At 62.0% G+C, this 17,540-nt stretch carries 14 protein-coding genes and 6 tRNA genes; 3 read left to right on the forward strand and 17 right to left on the reverse strand.

Annotated features, from left to right (window positions below; translation table 11 throughout):
* Positions 1-259: 259 nt before the first annotated feature.
* The 9 genes from BUS12_RS23320 to gltX all read right to left on the reverse strand — a co-directional run bounded on the left by BUS12_RS23320 (position 260) and on the right by gltX (position 5,650).
* Positions 260-1,414, reverse strand: a complete 1,155-nt coding sequence (locus BUS12_RS23320) for a GGDEF domain-containing protein (RefSeq protein WP_143788437.1) — start codon at positions 1,412-1,414, stop codon at positions 260-262.
* Positions 1,380-2,090: a hypothetical protein gene (locus BUS12_RS23325; protein ID WP_143788438.1), complete on the reverse strand. Its 711-nt coding sequence runs from the start codon at positions 2,088-2,090 to the stop codon at positions 1,380-1,382. Before BUS12_RS23325 ends, BUS12_RS23320 begins: the two co-directional genes overlap by 35 nt.
* A 235-nt stretch (positions 2,091-2,325) precedes the next feature.
* Entirely contained in the window at positions 2,326-3,051 is a 726-nt protein-coding gene (locus BUS12_RS23330; RefSeq protein ID WP_074299723.1) for a methyltransferase domain-containing protein, read from the reverse strand.
* A 294-nt stretch (positions 3,052-3,345) separates the two neighbouring features.
* A tRNA-Asp gene (locus BUS12_RS23335) sits at positions 3,346-3,422 on the reverse strand.
* An 87-nt stretch (positions 3,423-3,509) separates the two neighbouring features.
* Positions 3,510-3,585: transfer RNA gene (locus BUS12_RS23340), tRNA-Glu, on the reverse strand.
* Between the two features lie 60 nt (positions 3,586-3,645).
* Positions 3,646-3,722, reverse strand: a tRNA-Asp gene (locus BUS12_RS23345).
* Positions 3,723-3,812: 90 nt separating this feature from the next.
* Positions 3,813-3,888: transfer RNA gene (locus tag BUS12_RS23350), tRNA-Glu, on the reverse strand.
* A 166-nt stretch (positions 3,889-4,054) separates the two neighbouring features.
* Positions 4,055-4,130: transfer RNA gene (locus BUS12_RS23355), tRNA-Ala, on the reverse strand.
* Positions 4,131-4,240: 110 nt separating this feature from the next.
* Positions 4,241-5,650, reverse strand: coding sequence for a glutamate--tRNA ligase (gene gltX / locus BUS12_RS23360; RefSeq protein ID WP_074299725.1), 1,410 nt, complete (start codon positions 5,648-5,650; stop codon positions 4,241-4,243).
* Between the two features lie 111 nt (positions 5,651-5,761).
* Here gltX and BUS12_RS38900 point away from each other — a divergent pair, with 111 nt between their 5' ends.
* A complete protein-coding gene (locus BUS12_RS38900; protein ID WP_171991703.1) occupies positions 5,762-5,959 on the forward strand; it encodes a hypothetical protein in 198 nt (65 codons plus the stop codon).
* Positions 5,960-6,151: 192 nt separating this feature from the next.
* Positions 6,152-7,120 carry a patatin-like phospholipase family protein gene (locus tag BUS12_RS23365; protein ID WP_074301663.1) on the forward strand — a complete coding sequence of 323 codons (969 nt, stop codon included), beginning with the start codon at positions 6,152-6,154 and terminating at the stop codon, positions 7,118-7,120.
* Between the two features lie 116 nt (positions 7,121-7,236).
* Here BUS12_RS23365 and BUS12_RS23370 read toward each other — a convergent pair whose 3' ends face one another.
* From BUS12_RS23370 to BUS12_RS23390, 5 genes are all read right to left on the reverse strand, one after another.
* Positions 7,237-7,911 (reverse strand): C40 family peptidase, encoded by a 675-nt coding sequence (locus BUS12_RS23370; protein ID WP_074299727.1) that lies wholly within the window; start codon positions 7,909-7,911, stop codon positions 7,237-7,239.
* A gap of 128 nt (positions 7,912-8,039) precedes the next feature.
* Positions 8,040-9,662, reverse strand: a complete 1,623-nt coding sequence (locus BUS12_RS23375; protein ID WP_074299729.1) for an ABC transporter ATP-binding protein — start codon at positions 9,660-9,662, stop codon at positions 8,040-8,042.
* Positions 9,659-10,765: an ABC transporter permease gene (locus tag BUS12_RS23380; protein ID WP_074299731.1), complete on the reverse strand. Its 1,107-nt coding sequence runs from the start codon at positions 10,763-10,765 to the stop codon at positions 9,659-9,661. The genes BUS12_RS23375 and BUS12_RS23380 overlap by 4 nt, the downstream gene beginning before the upstream one ends.
* A gap of 1 nt (position 10,766) precedes the next feature.
* The gene (locus tag BUS12_RS23385) at positions 10,767-11,804 is read right to left on the reverse strand and encodes a microcin C ABC transporter permease YejB (RefSeq protein ID WP_074299733.1); all 1,038 of its coding nucleotides are present in this window, start codon (positions 11,802-11,804) and stop codon (positions 10,767-10,769) included.
* 73 nt (positions 11,805-11,877) lie between these two features.
* Complete coding sequence (locus tag BUS12_RS23390; protein WP_074299735.1) at positions 11,878-13,812, reverse strand: extracellular solute-binding protein; 1,935 nt, start codon at positions 13,810-13,812, stop codon at positions 11,878-11,880.
* Positions 13,813-13,923: 111 nt separating this feature from the next.
* On the opposite strand from BUS12_RS23390, the gene fabI reads away from it, so the two are divergent.
* Positions 13,924-14,715, forward strand: coding sequence for an enoyl-ACP reductase FabI (fabI, locus tag BUS12_RS23395; protein WP_074299737.1), 792 nt, complete (start codon positions 13,924-13,926; stop codon positions 14,713-14,715).
* A 118-nt stretch (positions 14,716-14,833) separates the two neighbouring features.
* On the opposite strand, the gene BUS12_RS23400 is transcribed toward fabI, so the two are convergent.
* The 3 genes from BUS12_RS23400 to BUS12_RS23410 form a co-directional block, all read right to left on the reverse strand.
* Positions 14,834-15,178 carry a hypothetical protein gene (locus BUS12_RS23400; RefSeq protein WP_074299739.1) on the reverse strand — a complete coding sequence of 115 codons (345 nt, stop codon included), beginning with the start codon at positions 15,176-15,178 and terminating at the stop codon, positions 14,834-14,836.
* A 444-nt stretch (positions 15,179-15,622) separates the two neighbouring features.
* Positions 15,623-15,716: transfer RNA gene (locus BUS12_RS23405), tRNA-Ser, on the reverse strand.
* 227 nt (positions 15,717-15,943) lie between these two features.
* The gene (locus BUS12_RS23410; RefSeq protein WP_074299741.1) at positions 15,944-17,194 is read right to left on the reverse strand and encodes an aspartate kinase; all 1,251 of its coding nucleotides are present in this window, start codon (positions 17,192-17,194) and stop codon (positions 15,944-15,946) included.
* Positions 17,195-17,540 lie beyond the last annotated feature (346 nt).

Consider the following 17,540-nt stretch of genomic DNA (forward strand, 5'->3'; position numbering starts at 1 on the left):
GGGGGTGATGAGCGACGATCCATCTGCGGTGCATGCCACGTTGCATAGCCAGATGTCGTCTAAGCACGAGGTCGCGATGGGACAGACTCGCCCCTCGCAAGCTTGGCGACCGTAATCAGTCTAGGTGGCAAATTCGCCGGCGTCTGTCAATTTCATGCGGAAATTGTGATTCCGCACGGCCGTCTCGCCGGGCGGCGTTGTCATCGTCTGTACACATTCGCGATGTGGCCGTGCGGTGCGGTCTGCGTCTGCGTCTGCGTCAAGACACGCCCGCTCGCTGAACCGCCGTCGCGAACGCGTAGCCGTTCTTGCCGCTTCGCTTGACCTGGTACATCGTCTCGTCCGCGGCGGCGAGCAAGTGCCGGTAGTCCTCGATGGGGTGCGGAAAGCTGGCGATACCAATGCTGGCGCCGACAAAGCCGACACGCATCTGTTCGCCTGTCTCGACAACACACGCGATCAGACGCTCCGCTATCGTACGGAGTTCGGTATCCATGGAAAATCCGCGCACCAGCACGGCGAACTCGTCCCCGCCGATGCGCGCCACCACATCGACCAGACGCACCGACTCGCGAAAGCGCCGCGCGACGGCGATCAGGAATTCATCGCCGATGCGATGACCGAGCGAATCGTTGACCTGTTTGAAGCCGTCCAGATCGATATACAGAACGGCCAGCGTGTGAGCCAGCGGATCGCCTCGCGCGCCAGGCGGGGTTTGCGCCAGCATGGCAAACAGTTGCCGCCGGTTTGGCAGCCCCGTCAGCGCATCGTGCAACGCGGCGAACTCGAAGCGGTGCGACTCGCGCGCCAGTTGGCGGGTGCGCTTCGCGTACATGCCGAGCGCGGTGACCAGGGCGGTGAAGATCAGCGCCGACAACACCATCAGCGTTTTCGCGACACGCGCGATGCGACTGCGCAGATCCGCACTGACGAGATCGCGCCGCGTGCGCCAATAGGTCGACTCCGAGCGCAGCAACGCATCCGTCTCCTCGAAATCGACCGCGGGCGACAGCGCGCGCTGAGCGATATGGGGTGCTGCTGCGGGATCCGCGTTCACCAGCGCGGCGACGGATGCAAGACGGGCCGCGAGCGCGATGCGCGCACTCCGATAGTCCTGCGGCTCGGCGTCGTTATCTCCGGTTAGAGGCTGGCGGGCGCTGGCCAGATCGCGGGCGCTTTCGGCACGACCGATCGCGTCGAGAACGAGGCCCGTGTATTCCTGCTTCAACTGGTCCGAGAAGATCGCCTTGATCTGCAACGCGAAGACGAGGAGTCCCGCCAGCAGACAGAGCAAGCCCGCTCCAGCCAGCGCGGCCGGTCCCCAGCCGAAGCGCACCGTAAAGGCCGGCTTGCGCGCGGCGTGTGCGGGCCGATGCCGCTCATGAGTGAGCGTAGAGGTCTCGCTGGCTTCCATTGCCATGCTGCCGATAGCTGACGCGATGAAAGAACGATTGCATGCGCGCAAACAGCCCGTTATCGGGCTTGAGGCGCGGTGGCGGATGGTGGCGAGCCTGCTTCGCACTGCCACTCAGCGGCGCGGATTGCGCCGCGCTCGAATGGGCCGCGAATGCATCCGGCGGAGCACCATCCGTCGACTCGGGCTGGGCAAACGAAGCCGAGGTGGTCAGATCCGCATCGGCGAGCGTGGCAGGAGAGGCGGGAGAAGCTGAAGCTGCTGGAGGTGTCTGAGGCGGCGCGGCCGCCGCCACATGACCCGACCACGCTGTCTGTTGCGCCGGCACGGTGGCGACGCCGACCGCCGGCGACGGTTGCTCCGGCACGACGGCAACACCCGCCGAGAGCGTCTGTTGCGCCACGGTCATGGCTTTCGCGTAGGCCCGCTGATCCTGGTCGAACCAGACGCCATACGCGAGCGTGGCCGCGACGCCGACGGTCAGCGCACTCGCCGACGCAACCCAAAGCGCGAGGCGCCCAAACCGCGCAGGCGGTGCGACAGACGCCGGATCGACGTCAGCATCGAAGCCTTGACTGAAATCTTGAGCCGAATCGCTGTGGGGACGATCCGCGGAATGACCCGCAGACGCAGAGTGATCCACCTGCGATTCCGGCGGTCCGGTGTGCTTGGCCATGGCGATATACTCCGAACCCGTCTTATGACATCGCGACAGATTGTGTTCCGACGATCGCGCAACATGGGTACTGTAGACCTTCAGCGCATGAATTTCATCCACTGAGCGGCGGCTGCGTCGGCGATATTCTGTCACGCAGCAGTTTGTGTGCCCGCCAGCGCAGTCCGCGCGGACTCGAACTGGACCCTGGCGTGCGAACCGGGCAACAGCTCGCGGCCCGTTCAACGCGCGCGCCTTATTGCGCCTCGCGCTTCCGGCAAAGCACGATGCGGCGGGAATTGAACCAGCGGGGCAGATGCGGCCGCGGCTGATTCACCGATTGTTCGATCTCAAAGCTTTCAGCCAGCAAGCGGCGAAACGGCTTGAATCTGAAGCGCGCGCCCGTCGCCTCGCGGGACAACTTCGCGACTCTCCCCGAATCCGCCACGCCCTGCTCCACGGCGCGGCTGCGGGCCGGCTCACGCTCACGCTTGCGCGAAACGGTCGCGCGCCCATAGCCAACCGGGACTCGCACGATGAAATGCCCACCCGGCTTCAGCACCCGGTTCGCTTCGGCGAACAGATCGGCGATCTCCCGTTCGGTGAGGTGATCGCAGGTGTCGATCACGGTCAACGTATCGAGCGAGGCGTCCTCGAGCAACTGGCTGGAGCGAACATATCGGCGCCCCGCAAACTCCGGCGAACCATACAGGTCGCGACCGAAGGCGCGCAGGTCCGGCCGCCGCTGCGGGGAGTCGTCCGTATAGCCGAGCTGCTGACCGCAGCCCACCATCATTGCATCGTGACAGTCGAGAAAGCTGGTGATCCGGAGTGCGAAATCGATTCCCCGAAAGACGTAGCCTTCTTCAGTCAACCAGTCATGAAACGTTGCCCGCTCACGATCCACGGAGGCCTGCTCGGCCAGATCGATCGACAGCGGTTCCGCCATTGCGTCTTTGAGCACCGTTTGCACTTCCGACATATCGCACGCTCCCTTTCCGGACACAGTCCATACTCGTTCGGGCGCCCGGCTAATGCAACCGTGTACACCAGGCCGTAGCCGTCAAGACGCAGCGCATCTCGACGTAACGGTAATGTGTTCCTGCAATCGCGCAGGGAGGGTAAAAAACGTCGCGCCAATCGGGTGCATGGTTGCGCAAAACACCAGGGCCGGATGGCCCCGGCAAGGCAACGAAGAAATGACTGTGCAGTGGATAGGCCAGAAAAACAAAAAGCCGTTGAATCCCGATAGATTCAACGGCTGATCGTGCATTTCTGGCGGAGCGGACGGGACTCGAACCCGCGACCCCCGGCGTGACAGGCCGGTATTCTAACCAACTGAACTACCGCTCCAGATTTTTGCACCGCTCACTTGCGAGCGTTGGTCACGCTCACAAGCTGCATCGCCTCATACTGCGTTACCGAGCGATGCCGATGTCTTGGCGTCCCCTAGGGGATTCGAACCCCTGTACTCACCGTGAAAGGGTGATGTCCTAGGCCTCTAGACGAAGGGGACAACGTACGCTTACACCTTTAATGAAAAAGCCCGTTCAAGTTCATATGAACGGGCTTTGTCTGGCGGAGTGGACGGGACTCGAACCCGCGACCCCCGGCGTGACAGGCCGGTATTCTAACCGACTGAACTACCACTCCAGTCTTTACACCCTAGCTTGCGAGCGTCGGTTTTTTCTCTGCAAGCTGCACCGCTTTACTTCTTTCGAAAACTAAAGCGACGCTGATGTTTGGCGTCCCCTAGGGGATTCGAACCCCTGTACTCACCGTGAAAGGGTGATGTCCTAGGCCTCTAGACGAAGGGGACATAATCTTTTCAGATCTGTCTTTATCTTGCTGCTAATTCACGCTAACTTTGACATTAATTCGTTTCGTCAGCAGCGAAGACCAGTATTCTAACTACATTGTTACTGCTTGTGAAGTCTTTTTTGCTACAGGATCCAGACATCGGAAAAGACTTCGTTCTGCTCTGATGGTGGAGGTAAGCGGGATCGAACCGCTGACCTCTTGCATGCCATGCAAGCGCTCTCCCAGCTGAGCTATACCCCCCTTGCAGAACAGAAACGAGATTTTAGAGAGCAAACCGCGCTTTGTAAATACCCTTTGAGTGATTACATGCGACTTTTTTTGAGAGCCGCATGCAATCCCTCTCAGAGGTCTCAGGCGAGCCCTTTTTCAAGGCGGCTCACTACGACGTCGCGGCCGAACAGCATCAACACCGCATCGATCGACGGCGTGTGGGTCGTGCCCGCCACCAGCAGACGCACCGGCATCGCGAGCTGCGGCATCTTCAGCTTGTGCGCGCCGAGCGTCGCCTTCAACGCGGCGGAGATGCTTTCCCTGGTCCACTCCGCGCTCTTCAGCGCGCTCGCGAGATCGGCGATGGCCGGGCGCACCGCATCGGTCACGTGTTGCGCGAGCGCGTCTGCTTCCGGCGCCGGCGTGCGGTAGAACATCGCGGCGTTCTCCGCGATCTCCTTGACCGTCGAGGCGCGGTCCTTCAACAGCCCCACCACGGCGACGAGGTCCGCGCCCTGGGCCAGCGTAGCGTCTTCGATGCCCAGCTCCGCGAAGAACGGCCGCGTCAGTTCGGCCAGGCGCGCGTTGTCCGCTTCCTTGATGTAGTGCGCGTTGAGCCACGTGAGCTTGTCGTGATCGTACTGAGCCGGCGACTTGCCGAGATGCTCGAGGTCGAACCATTCGACAAACTGCTCGCGCGAGAAAATTTCCGCGTCGCCATGCGACCAGCCCAGACGCGCGAGGTAGTTAAGCACCGCTTCCGGCAGAAAGCCCACGTCGCGATAGCCGGTCACGCTCATCGCGCCATGACGCTTGCTCATCTTTTCTCCCTGCTCGTTGAGCACGGTCGGCAAGTGCGCGTACACCGGCGGCTCGCCACCCAGCGCGCGCAGGATGTTGATCTGACGCGGCGTGTTGTTGACGTGGTCGTCGCCACGGATCACGTGGGTGATCTGCATGTCGAGATCGTCGACCACGACACAGAAGTTGTAGGTCGGCGTGCCGTCCGGACGCGCGATCACAAGATCGTCCAGCTCTTCGTTCGAGATCTCGATACGGCCCTTCACGGCATCGTCCCACGCCACCACGCCGGAGAGCGGATTGCGAAAGCGCGTGACGGGCTGCACGCCGGCCGGCGGCGTCGGCAGCACCTTGCCGGGTTCCGGGCGCCACGTGCCGTCGTAGCGCGGCTTTTCGCCCGCTTCGCGTTGACGTTCGCGCAGTGCGTCGAGCTCTTCCGTCGACATGTAGCACGGGTACACCAGCCCCTGCTCCTGCATCTGCTTGAGCACTTCGCGATAACGGTCCATGCGCTGCATCTGGTAGAACGGACCCTCGTCGTAATCGAGACCGAGCCACGCCATGCCTTCGAGAATCGCGTCGACGGATTGCGAGGTCGAGCGTTCCACGTCGGTGTCCTCGATCCGCAGCACGAAGGTGCCCTTCATCTTGCGCGCGAACGCCCACGGATACAGCGCAGAACGGATGTTGCCGAGGTGGATGAAGCCGGTGGGACTCGGTGCGAAACGGGTGCGAACGGAGGTGGTCATAAACGGTTACTCGGAAGACAGGCGCCGGCGCGCGGCAATGAAACGCCAGCAAGCGCGGCAGCGGACCGCGTCCATGCGGCAACAGGCGCCGGGCATGGAAGCGAATGGAAAATGCGAGAGTCGAATTATACCTGCCGGCAGCCGCTTGGCTGGACGCTTGGCTGGACGCTTGGCTTGCCGCTTGCCTTGCCGCTTGCGTGCCGCTTGCCCAACCGCTTACGTCACCGCGTCATGCAGCGCTTCGGGGCCTCGCACGTCCGCTACGCACATCCGCCACGCACGCGACTGACAGGACTGCTGCCCACCTGAGCGACGGATCTGTAACGTTTCCTCACTCGCACGACGCCCCGGCCAGGCTTTGATTTATGATGTGCGCGCGCCGCCATTCCGCTCGACCGCGGCGCCGTTAGATCGCCGCCGGCGATCCTGTTTGCCTGCTCGCGGCAGCAAGGTCATCCTCGGTCACGCTCGCAGGAACCCGCGCCGTTGTTGGAGAAATCGTTGACACAGTCCACCTCACGTCTGAGCCGCCGCGCCTTCTCGCTGGCTGCGGCGTCCGCTGTTCTCACCGCCTGCACGACCACCGGCAGCCAGCCGGAGAACGCCTCGCGGCCCGCCACCAGCACCGCGACCACCACGCCGCCACCTGCCGTCACGCCGCCGCTCGACAAGCCGCAGCGCCCCATTCGCGTCGCCCTCGCACTGGGCGGCGGCGCCGCGCGCGGCTTCGCGCATATCGGCGTGATCAAGGCGCTCGAGGCGCGCAACATCCAGATCGACCTGGTCGCCGGCACCAGCGCGGGCTCCGTCGTCGGTGCACTGTATGCCTCGGGCATGAACGGTTTCGCGCTCAACAAGCTTGCGCTGAACATGGACGAAGCATCGATCAGCGACTGGGCCATGCCGTTTCGCGCGCGCGGTTTCCTGCAGGGCGTCGCGCTGCAGAACTACCTGAATGCGACGCTGAACAATCGTCCGATCGAAAAGATGGTCAAGCCGCTAGGCGTGGTGGCCACCGATCTGAACAGCGGCCAGCCGATCCTGTTCCAGCGCGGCAACACGGGGATCGCCGTGCGCGCGTCGTGCAGCGTGCCGTCGATTTTCGAGCCGGTGAAAATTGGCGGTCACGAGTATGTGGACGGCGGCCTGGTGAGTCCGGTGCCGGCCTCGTTCGCGCGCAAGATGGGCGCGGATTTCGTGATTGCGGTCGACATCTCGCAGCGCCCGGAAGCGGGTGTCACGTCGAGCTCGTTCGACGTGCTGCTGCAGACCTTCACGATCATGGGCCAGACCATCAAGGCCTACGAACTGGACAAGTACGCGGATATCGTGATCCGCCCGAATCTGGCGGCCATGAGCGGCAGCGACTTCTCCCAGCGCAACGCGGCGATCCTTGCCGGCGAGGAAGCGGCGGCCAGGATCATGCCGGAGTTGCAACGCAAGCTGGCGGCGAGCCGCGTCGCGGTGTAACCCGGTTCCACCTGGGTCTTAAACGGTTCCACCTGAGCCGCAAAAAGGCCAGGACGAAAAAAAGCCTGCTTCGTATGAAGCAGGCTTTTTTACATCGCGGGCAAAGACCTTGGGGCTTAGTTGTTACCGCCACCGATCGCAGCATTGACGCGCTGCTTCAGATCTTCCGAACCCTGATACGACGTTTCGACCCGGCGTGCACCCGTGAAGCGCTTTTCCCAGTAGCCGTCGTCCAGATCGTCGACGCGGATCGTGCTGCCGGTAGAAGGCGAGTGCACAAACTTGTTGTCGCCGATATAGATGCCAACGTGCGAGAACGTACGGCGCATGGTATTGAAAAAGACCAGATCGCCCGGCTTCAGGTTGCTCATGCTGACCTTTTCGCCGACCCGGCTCATTTCCTCAGCGCGGCGCGGCAGGGCCATGCCCAGCGTGTCCTGGAACACGTAACGGACGAAACCGCTGCAATCGAGGCCCGAGTCCGGCGTATTGCCGCCCCAGCGGTAACGCACGCCGATCATATTGAGCGCGCCGACCACCACGTCGCCCGCTTTGCCGGCCATGCCGGACAAAAACGACCGGGCGCTGCTGCCGTTATCGGCTGCAGTACTGGGTGTTTGCGAAGTGGGAGCGGACAGGGGATTCGACCCGTCCTGGGTCGAAAATGAAGCATTCTGATTCAAACTGCTTACTTCGTCGGCGAACGCGCCGGGAGCTGCTGCCATCAGTACGCCAATGAACATCCCGGCGACGACGCGCGTGCAAGCCTGGGTTAAGTTTCGGTGCTGCATTGGTCGGTAGTTTTTGCCTAAAAATCAGTGGGATACGGAAAAAAGTTTGGTCGATACTAGCTAGTAAGTATTCGTGTGTCAAAACAAATAGAAAAATACAATCGGGACACGCACCCAATTGGTGAAAATCAGTCCACGAGCGCGGCTTTCAGAAGCTTTCGAGTGTAAGGATGGGCCGGCGTCGCAAAAATCTTCTCCACCTCGCCGGTTTCCACGATCGAACCGTTCTGCATGACCGCCACCCGGTGCGCCATCGCGCCGATCACGGCCAGGTCGTGACTGATGAAGACGAAGCCGAGGTTGTACTTATGTTGCAACCCGGCCAGCAGTTTGAGCACTTGCTGCTGGATCGACACGTCGAGTGCGCTGGTCGGCTCGTCGAGAATCAGGATCCGCGGTTCGAGCACCAGAGCCCGGGCAATCGCGATCCGCTGCCGCTGCCCGCCGGAAAATTCGTGCGGATAGCGGTACAGCACCGTGCGGTCGAGTCCCACCTCGCGCAGCACGGCAATCACCTTGTCGCGCCGGGCTGCGGCATCGAGTTGCGGACGATGCAGCGCGAGTCCCTCGCCGACGATCCGCTCGATGGTCTGGCGCGGAGACAGCGAGCTGAACGGATCCTGGAAGACCACCTGCATATTCGAGCGCAGCACGGTCTGTTCGCGGCCGCGATAGCTCGCGAGCGCCCTGCCCTGAAATTCGATCTCGCCGTGCGCGGTGCCCTGCAGGCCGAGCAGCGCCATGGCGAGCGTCGATTTACCCGAGCCCGATTCGCCGACGATGCCAAGCGTCTCCCCTTGCCGCACCGACACGCTCGCATCGGCGACGGCGCGAAACCGTCCCGAGCGGAACCAGCCGGCGAAACCCGGCAATTTCGTTTTGAATTCGACCGAGACGTCGCGCGCTTCGAGCAGCACCGGTGAGATCGGCAGCACTGGCACCACGGCGCGCTCAGGCCGGCTTTGCAGCAGACGTTGCGTGTAGGGATGCTGCGGCGATGCGAAGACCTGCTCGACGGGTCCGCTTTCGACCAGCACGCCGCGCTCCATCACCGCCACGCGCTGCGCAAAGTGACGCACGAGATTCAGGTCATGCGTAATCAGCAGCACGGCCATACCGCGCTTTTCCGCTTCGTCGCGTTGCAGTTCGAGCAGCAGCTCGACGATCTGCGCGCGGATCGTCACGTCGAGCGCGGTGGTCGGTTCGTCGGCGAGCAACAGACGCGGCCGGCAGGCCAGCGCCATGGCGATCATCGCGCGCTGCCGTTGACCGCCGGAGAGCTGATGCGGATAGCTATTGACGCGTTTGCCCGGCTCCGCGATGCCCGTGCGCGCAAGCAGCGCAACGGCACGCTTGCGCGCTTCCTTGGCGGGCACGCCATCATGCACGACGATCGTTTCGGCAATCTGCTCGCCCACTGTGTAGAGCGGGTTGAGCGCCGACATCGGCTCCTGGAAGATCATCGCGATGGCCGAGCCGCGCAGGCCGCGCATCTCGCGCTCGCTCTTCGCCAGCAGGTCCTCGCCGTTGAAGCGGATCGTGCCGCTCACGTCGGCATCGCTTAACAGGCGCAGGATCGATAACGCGGTCACGCTCTTGCCCGAACCCGATTCGCCCACCAGCGCCACGCGCTCGCCGCGTTGAATCGCGAGCGTGACGTCTTGCACCGCGACGGTCTCGCCGAACGTGACGCGCAGACGATCGAGTTCCAGCAGCGGTCCTGCCGGCGTGTGTTGCATCGGCTCGCTCATTGATTGCCTCCGGCGCGCATGGCATCGGAGATGCGGGTGTCGAGCGCGTTACGCAGCGCATCGCCCATGAAGGTCAGCAGCAACAGCAAGGAGACCAGCACGCCGAACGTGAAGAGCGAGATCCACCAGGCGTCGAGATTGTCCTTGCCCTGCGAGAGCAGCTCGCCGAGGCTCGGCGTCGGCGACGGCACCCCCAGGCCGAGGAAGTCGAGGCTCGTCAGCGCCAGGATCGCCCCGCTCATGCGAAACGGCAGAAACGTGATGACCGGTGTCAGACTGTTCGGCAGGACATGGCGCCACATGATCTGCCAGTTCGACAGCCCCATGGCCCGCGCCGCACGTACGTAGTCCTGCGTACGATTGCGCAGGAACTCCGCGCGCACATAATCGGACAGGCCGATCCAGCCGAACAGCGAGAGCAGCACAATCAAAAGAATGAAACCCGGTTCGAAGATCGAGGCGAAGATGATCAGCAGATACAGCTCCGGCATTGCACTCCAGATTTCGATCAGCCTCTGGCCGATGATGTCGGTCCTGCCGCCGAAGAAGCCCTGCACCGCACCCGCGAAGATGCCGAGCACCGTGCCGATCAGCGTCAACACCAGGGCAAACTCAACCGACACGCGAAAGCCGTAGACCAGCCGCGCAAACAGATCGCGGCCGCGGTCATCGGTGCCGAGCCAGTTGTCGCGCGAAGGCGGTGCGGGATTGGGCACTTTCGAGAAGTAGTTGAGCGTGTCGTAGTAGTACGGATTCGGCGGATAGAGCGCGAAATTGCCCGGCTTGCTGAAACGGTCGCGCACGTAGGGGTCGAGGTAATCGGCCGGCGTTGGAAAATCGCCGCCGAAGGTCGTCTCCGCATACGTCTTGAACAGCGGGAAATACAGTTGCCCGTCGTAGCGGACCACCACCGGCTTGTCGTTCGACCAGAGCGGCGCAGCCACGCTCGCAGCAAACGCGACGATAAAGACGATCAGACTCCAGTAGCCGAGGCGTTGCTTGCGAAAGCGCTGCCAGACGCGGCGGGCTGGCGACGGCGACACAAACGCGCGGACGGGCTCGGTGCTCGGCGTCAGATCGGCTCGGGTGCGGGCTCGACTCAAGTCAGCGCTCCAGTTGTTCGAATTGAATGCGGGGATCGACCCAGACGTAGCACAGGTCGGAGATCAGCTTGGTGGCGAGGCCGATCAGCGTGAACAGATATAGCGTGCCGAGCACTACCGGGTAATCGCGCTGCATGACGGACTGATACGAGAGCAAGCCGAGGCCGTCGAGCGAGAACAGTGTTTCGATCAGCAGACTGCCCGTAAAAAACGCGCCAATGAACGCGCCCGGAAAACCGACGACCAGCGGCAGCGAAGCATTGCGAAACACATGCTTCCAGAGCACGCGCCGCTCGGAGAGTCCCTTGGCCCGCGCAGTCAGCACATATTGCTTGCGGATCTCATCGAGGAAGGCGTTCTTCGTCAGCATCGTGATGACCGCGAAACTGCCCACCACCGACGCCACGATCGGCAAGGTGATGTGCCACAGGTAATCGAGGACCTTGGCGCCGAAACTTAGCTGGGCCCAGTTATCCGAAGTGAGGCCGCGCAGCGGAAACAGTTGCAGGAACGAGCCGCCGCCGAACAGCACAAGCAGCAGCACCCCGAGCACGAAGCCCGGAATGGCATAGCCGATCAGCACGATCAGACTGGTGACGAGATCGAAGTGCGAGCCGTTGCGTATCGCCTTGGCGATGCCGAGCGGCACCGATATCAGATACGTCAGGAAGAAGGTCCACAGGCCGATACTGATCGACACCGGCAATTTGGATAACACCAGCGACCAGACGCTCTGGTGACGGAAATAGCTCTGCCCCAGGTCGAAGGTCGCAAAGCGCTTGAGCATCAGCCCGTAGCGCACCAGCGGCGGCTTGTCGAAGCCATACAGCACCTTGAGCTGCGCAATCTGCTGCGCGTCGACACCGCTATGCGCGCGCAGCCCGAACGGCACACCGCCTTCGGAGCCTCGGCGCAATTCATGCGCCGCCTGCTCGACCGGGCCGCCGGGCACGAACTGGATCACCGCAAAGGTCAGCGTCAATACGCCGAGCACAGTCGGGATCATCAACAGCAGGCGTTTGAGGATGTAGCTCCACATGGCGGCGTTTCCAATGCACGAGTGCAAAACATTGAGATGACGGACGGGACGGGCAACGAACCGCCACGCGACGTCAGGACTTCCCCGCCTGCGGCGTGAACCACCAGCTCGACGGGATCCAGTCACCCGGGTCATAGTACAGCGGCAAGGTCTTGGGCCAGGCCATGCCGCGCTTGAACGCCACCCGCCACACCGAGCTATACCATTGCGGGACCACATAATAGCCATGCATCAGCACACGGTCGAGCGCGTGGGTCGCATCGGTCAGTTGCTCGAGCGTTTGTGCGCCAACCAGCGCGTGCAAAATGGCGTCGACGGCCGGCGACCTGATTCCCCCCAGATTGCCTGAGCCGGAGATATCCGCTGACTTGCTGCCGAACTGTTCCAGCACGTCGGTGCCAGGCACCTGTGAATCGGGCACCTTGATGATCGTTGCGTCGAACTCAAATGCATCGAGGCGCTTCTGATACACCGCGAAATCCGTGGTGCGGTAGTTCAAGGTAATCCCGAGCTTCGCGAGATTGCGCTGGTAGGTTGCCATCACGGGCGGCCACACCGCGGCACCCGAAGAGTCGTCCAGCATTTCGAACTCGAACTTCTCTCCCTTCGCATTGCGCAGCGCGCCGTCGCGATACACCCAGCCGGCCTCGGCGAGCAGCGCCCGCGCTTGCAGCAGGTTCGCGCGCAGCGAGTTGGGGGGATCGGTGTCGGGCTGTTTCGGCAGCGGACCGAACACCGCCGGGTCAAGCTGTTGGCGCCACGGGTTCAACAAGGCCAGCTCGCCCGCGCTGGGCATGCCGGTGGCCTGCCACTGGGTATTCACGAAATAACTGTCGATCCGCGTGTACTGGTTGTAAAACAGTTGCCGGTCGAGCCACTGGAAGTCCAGCGCGAGATCGAGCGCCTTGCGCACGCGCACATCCTGGAACATCGGCCGGCGCAGGTTCAGCACGAAACCCTGCATGCCGTTGCCATTGTGCTGCGGAAACTCGCGCTTGATCAGCTCGCCATTGTCGAACGGCTTGCCGACGTCGCGCCGTACCCAGTTGCGCGCGACCATTTCCGTCATGGCGTCGTACTCCCCCGCCTTGAAGGCCTCGCGACGCGCGGTGTCGTCGGAGTACAGCTTGTAGGTAATGCGATCGAAGTTGTTCATGCCGACCCGCACCGGCAACGCCGCGCCCCAGTAATTCGGATTGCGCCGGTAAGTGATCGTGCGGCCGTTGCTATAGCTGTCGATCAGATAGGGGCCGCTGCCGATCGGCGGTTCGAACGTGAGTTGATCGAACGGAATACGCGTGCCATCGGGCTTCACACCCCACTTGTGCGAGAACACGGGAATGCCACCCGCCAGCAACGGCAACTCGCGGTTGCGTTGACGAAACTCGAAGCGGATGGTCTGCGCGTCGACCACCACGGCGCGCGTGATATCGGCGAAATACGAGGCGTAGGCCGGCGCGGCCTGCGGACTCTTGAGCGTGTCGAAGGAGAACTTGACGTCGCCGGCGGTCACCGGATCGCCGTTCGAAAAATGCGCGAGCGGATTGATATGAAAGGTGGTCGAGAGGCCATCCGGCGCGATGCGGATGTCGTCGGCCAACAGGCCGTACTCGGTGGCGACTTCGTCGGAACTCCCGGTTGCGAGACTCTCGAACAGAAAGTCCATACCCGGCGCCGCGTTGCCGCGCAGCGTGAACGGATTGAATTTGTCGAAGCTCGTTTGCCGGTTTGGATTGGCCAGCACCAGCGTACCGCCCTTCGGTGCATCCGGATTGACGTAATCGAAGTGCTTGAAACCTGGGGGATACTTCGGTTCGCCGTACTGTGCAATGGCATAGCTGGCATTGGCGGATTGCGTCGCCAGCAAGCCCACGCCGGCCCCGAAGAAGACAAGCAGCGTTGCCGCCAGCGAACCCGGCACACCCGGCGAACGGACTCGCGAGATCCTTTCCATCATGATGCGCCAGCCTGCCTGAAGCGCTTGAACCCGTCGCGAGCCAGTTGTCATAGAGGCCTTGTTGGTCAGTGGGCGGTTGCAATGTGAGAGAATTCTACCCAATAATCCCGCGCGATCCCGCACATCTGAGCTCGCGGCGCGTTGACTTCATTAGGAGAATTCATGGGCTTCCTCGCTGGTAAACGAATCTTGCTGACCGGCCTGCTGTCGAACCGTTCGATCGCATACGGCATTGCGCAGGCTTGCAAGCGCGAAGGCGCAGAACTGGCGTTCACGTATGTCGGCGACCGTTTCAAGGACCGCATCACCGAGTTTGCAACGGAATTCGGCAGCGATCTGGTCTTCCCGTGCGACGTCGCTGACGACGCGCAAATCGAAGCACTGTTTGCTTCGTTGAAGGAACGCTGGGACAGCCTCGACGGCCTCGTCCACTCCATCGGCTTTGCACCGCGTGAAGCGATTGCCGGCGACTTCCTCGACGGCATGACGCGCGAAAATTTCCGCATCGCGCACGACATCTCCGCCTACAGCTTCCCCGCGCTCGCTAAAGCCGCCCTGCCGATGCTGTCGCCGGACGCAGCGCTCCTGACCTTGAGCTACCTCGGCGCCGAACGGGCGATTCCGAACTACAACACCATGGGTCTCGCCAAAGCCTCGCTCGAAGCCAGCGTGCGTTATCTGGCCGTGTCGCTCGGCGCGAAAGGCGTGCGCGTGAATGGCATCTCGGCGGGTCCGATCAAGACGCTGGCGGCAAGCGGCATCAAGGGCTTCGGCAAGATTCTCGATTTCGTCGAAGGCAATGCGCCGCTCAAGCGCAATGTGACAATCGAACAGGTCGGCAATTCGGCAGCGTTCCTGCTGTCCGATCTCGCGGCCGGCGTGACGGCGGAAATTCTGCACGTCGATAGCGGCTTTAACGCGGTGGTCGGCGGCATGGCTGCGGTTGCGGAGTAACGTAACCGCTTTTCGCTGCGCGCCTCCGTGCGTGCGTGTTCAACCTGACGCACGACAACAAAAAACCGCCCTTCAGGCGGTTTTTTGCTTTGCGCGCTAGAAACAGGCGCTGTACAGCTTAATTCCAGTGACCATGGTCGTGATAACCGCCGCCGCCATGGTAACCGCCACCATAGCCACCATGATGACGATTCCAGTCGTCACGTGCCCAGTAGCGACGACCGTCCCAGTAACGGTCACCGTGCCAGCCGATCACGATCGACGGGCCGCCGTAATACACGGGAGCCGGTTGATAGACGACGGGCGGCGGCGGGGGCGGCGGTGCGTAGTACGGAGCAGGCGCGACATACACCGGCGCCGGAATGCCGATATTGACACCCACGCTCACGCCGGCCATTGCTGCACCTGACGCACCCAGCGCGAGGACCCCGATCAGAAGCGGAACAAGACGAGCGGACTTCATGGAATTCACCTTTTAACAAGTGTGTGTTGTTGGCTGAAATATAGCGCAAGGCGAAGGTCTGCGTATTTCAAACTTGTAAGAACTGATGCATAACGTCGTACTCTGAAGCGCTACGTAACGTCTGGTTACAAGGGACCATGTTTCGGTGAAAAGCGCCCTCGCCGGTAACACCTGGGGTGAGGATTTTAGGCGCCGGATCGTGCGCAGCCCCTATGCGACAAGGTTTGCGTCCTCACGGCTGGATGCGTTGCGCAGACCTCCAACCGTTGCTCGCGATGCATTGCTTCGGCATCCGAAACATATTCGCGCTTGCCCTATGCGAAGACATTTCGTCCGCGCCTCAACCTGAATTTAAAGCTGACGCGACTCACCCGAATCAAAAACGGTCGCGGAAAAAACAAAACCCCAAGAGACCGCGATCTCTTGGGGTTCCGCCGCCATTGCTGGCGGAGACGGAGGGATTCGAACCCTCGATCCAGGTTTTGGCCCAGATGCTCCCTTAGCAGGGGAGTGCCTTCGACCTCTCGGCCACGTCTCCCAAACTTTCGGTCGCGCAGGGAGTCAGCGCGACGAAGCCAAGATAATAGCGGCCCGAACCGCGAAGGTCAATGTCTGCGGCACATTTTTTGTGCCAGATTCGTCATCGTCGACGCAATTTGTTCACATACGCCGCAACGAAGGCATGAAGCAGCGCCTGAAGCGCAAACGGGACGGTGTCGTGCACACCGTTGACACCCCGTTATGCGCCCCGCTTTTCAAGGCAAATTACGCGTGATCCAGTTCGAACGCCTTGTGAAGCGCGCGCACGGCGAGCTCCATATACTTCTCGTCGATCAGCACCGAGATCTTGATTTCGGAGGTGGAGATCATCTGGATGTTGATGCCCTCTTCCGACAGCGTGCGGAACATCGTGCTCGCGATGCCCACGTGCGAACGCATGCCGACGCCGACCACCGAGACCTTCGACACCTTCGGGTCGCCCAGCACCTGCTCGGCCTTCACATGGTCCTTCACCTGGCCCGAGAGGATATCCATGGCGCGCTGATAGTCGCCGCGGCCCACCGTGAACGTGAAGGCCGTCTTGCCCTCGACGCTCTGGTTCTGGATGATCATGTCGACGTCGATATTCGCATCCGCCACCGGCCCGAGGATCTGGTAGGCGATGCCCGGCTTGTCGGGTACACCCATCACGGCGATACGTGCTTCGTCGCGCTGAAACGCGATGCCCGAGATGACTGCTTTTTCCATGGTCTCGTCTTCTTCAAAAGTAATCAGGGTGCCCGAAGTCATTTCGGCTTCGAGCGGGATCAGCGGATCGGTCAGGCTCGACAGGACACGCGTCTTCACCTGATATTTGCCGGCGAATTCCACCGAGCGGATCTGCAACACCTTCGACCCCAGGCTGGCCATCTCCAGCATTTCTTCGAACGTCACGCGGTCGAGCCGACGCGCTTCTTCAACCACGCGCGGGTCGGTGGTGTAGACACCGTCCACGTCCGTATAGATCAGGCACTCGTCCGCTTTCAGCGCGGCCGCGACGGCCACTGCCGAAGTGTCCGAACCGCCGCGGCCGAGCGTGGTGATATGGCCTTCCGGGTCGATACCCTGGAAGCCGGTAATCACCACCACCTTGCCCGCTTCGAGATCGCGCAGTACGCGCTCGCCGTCGATTTCGCTAATGCGTGCCTTGGTGAAGGCGCTGTCGGTTTTGACCGGCACTTGCCAGCCGGCGTAGCTGACCGCGTCGACGCCCGCTTCCTGCAGCGCGATGGCGAGCAGGCCCGAGCTGACCTGCTCGCCGGTGGCGGCAATCATGTCGAGCTCGCGTGGGCTCGGCTGGGCCGAAATGTCTTTCGCGAGGCCGAGCAAGCGGTTGGTTTCGCCGGACATCGCCGAGGGCACGACGACCATCTTGTGACCGGCCTTGTGCCATTTCGCGACCCGCTTCGCGACGTTCTTGATGCGCTCGACCGAGCCCATCGAAGTACCGCCGTATTTATGTACGATGAGTGCCATTGTCGTTCTGAACTGGAGAAGTAACCGCGCTGCCGCGCTGGAGACGACCGCACCAAGGCACAAGAGCTCAACGTTTCAGGAACGACGGCGAAGTGTGAAGGATAGCGGCGTAGATGCAGCGCACGTGCAGCACGCGCGGATTTGCCCGCGAGGAATCGCCAAAGGCCGCTGGCTGGCGGCTCCCCGGTGGCTTATGGTCGCCGGGAAACACAGAAAACGGCCGGAAAACAGCAAAAGCGCATCAAAATGACGGCAATAGCGGCTTCGGGCAAACAAGTTAACGTACCCGATCGGGCGCAAAAAGACAAGCCAAAAACCCGGCAATGAGCGTTGCAAAGGCTTGTGC

This window comes from Paraburkholderia phenazinium, assembly GCF_900142845.1.
Taxonomy (GTDB): domain Bacteria; phylum Pseudomonadota; class Gammaproteobacteria; order Burkholderiales; family Burkholderiaceae; genus Paraburkholderia; species Paraburkholderia phenazinium_A.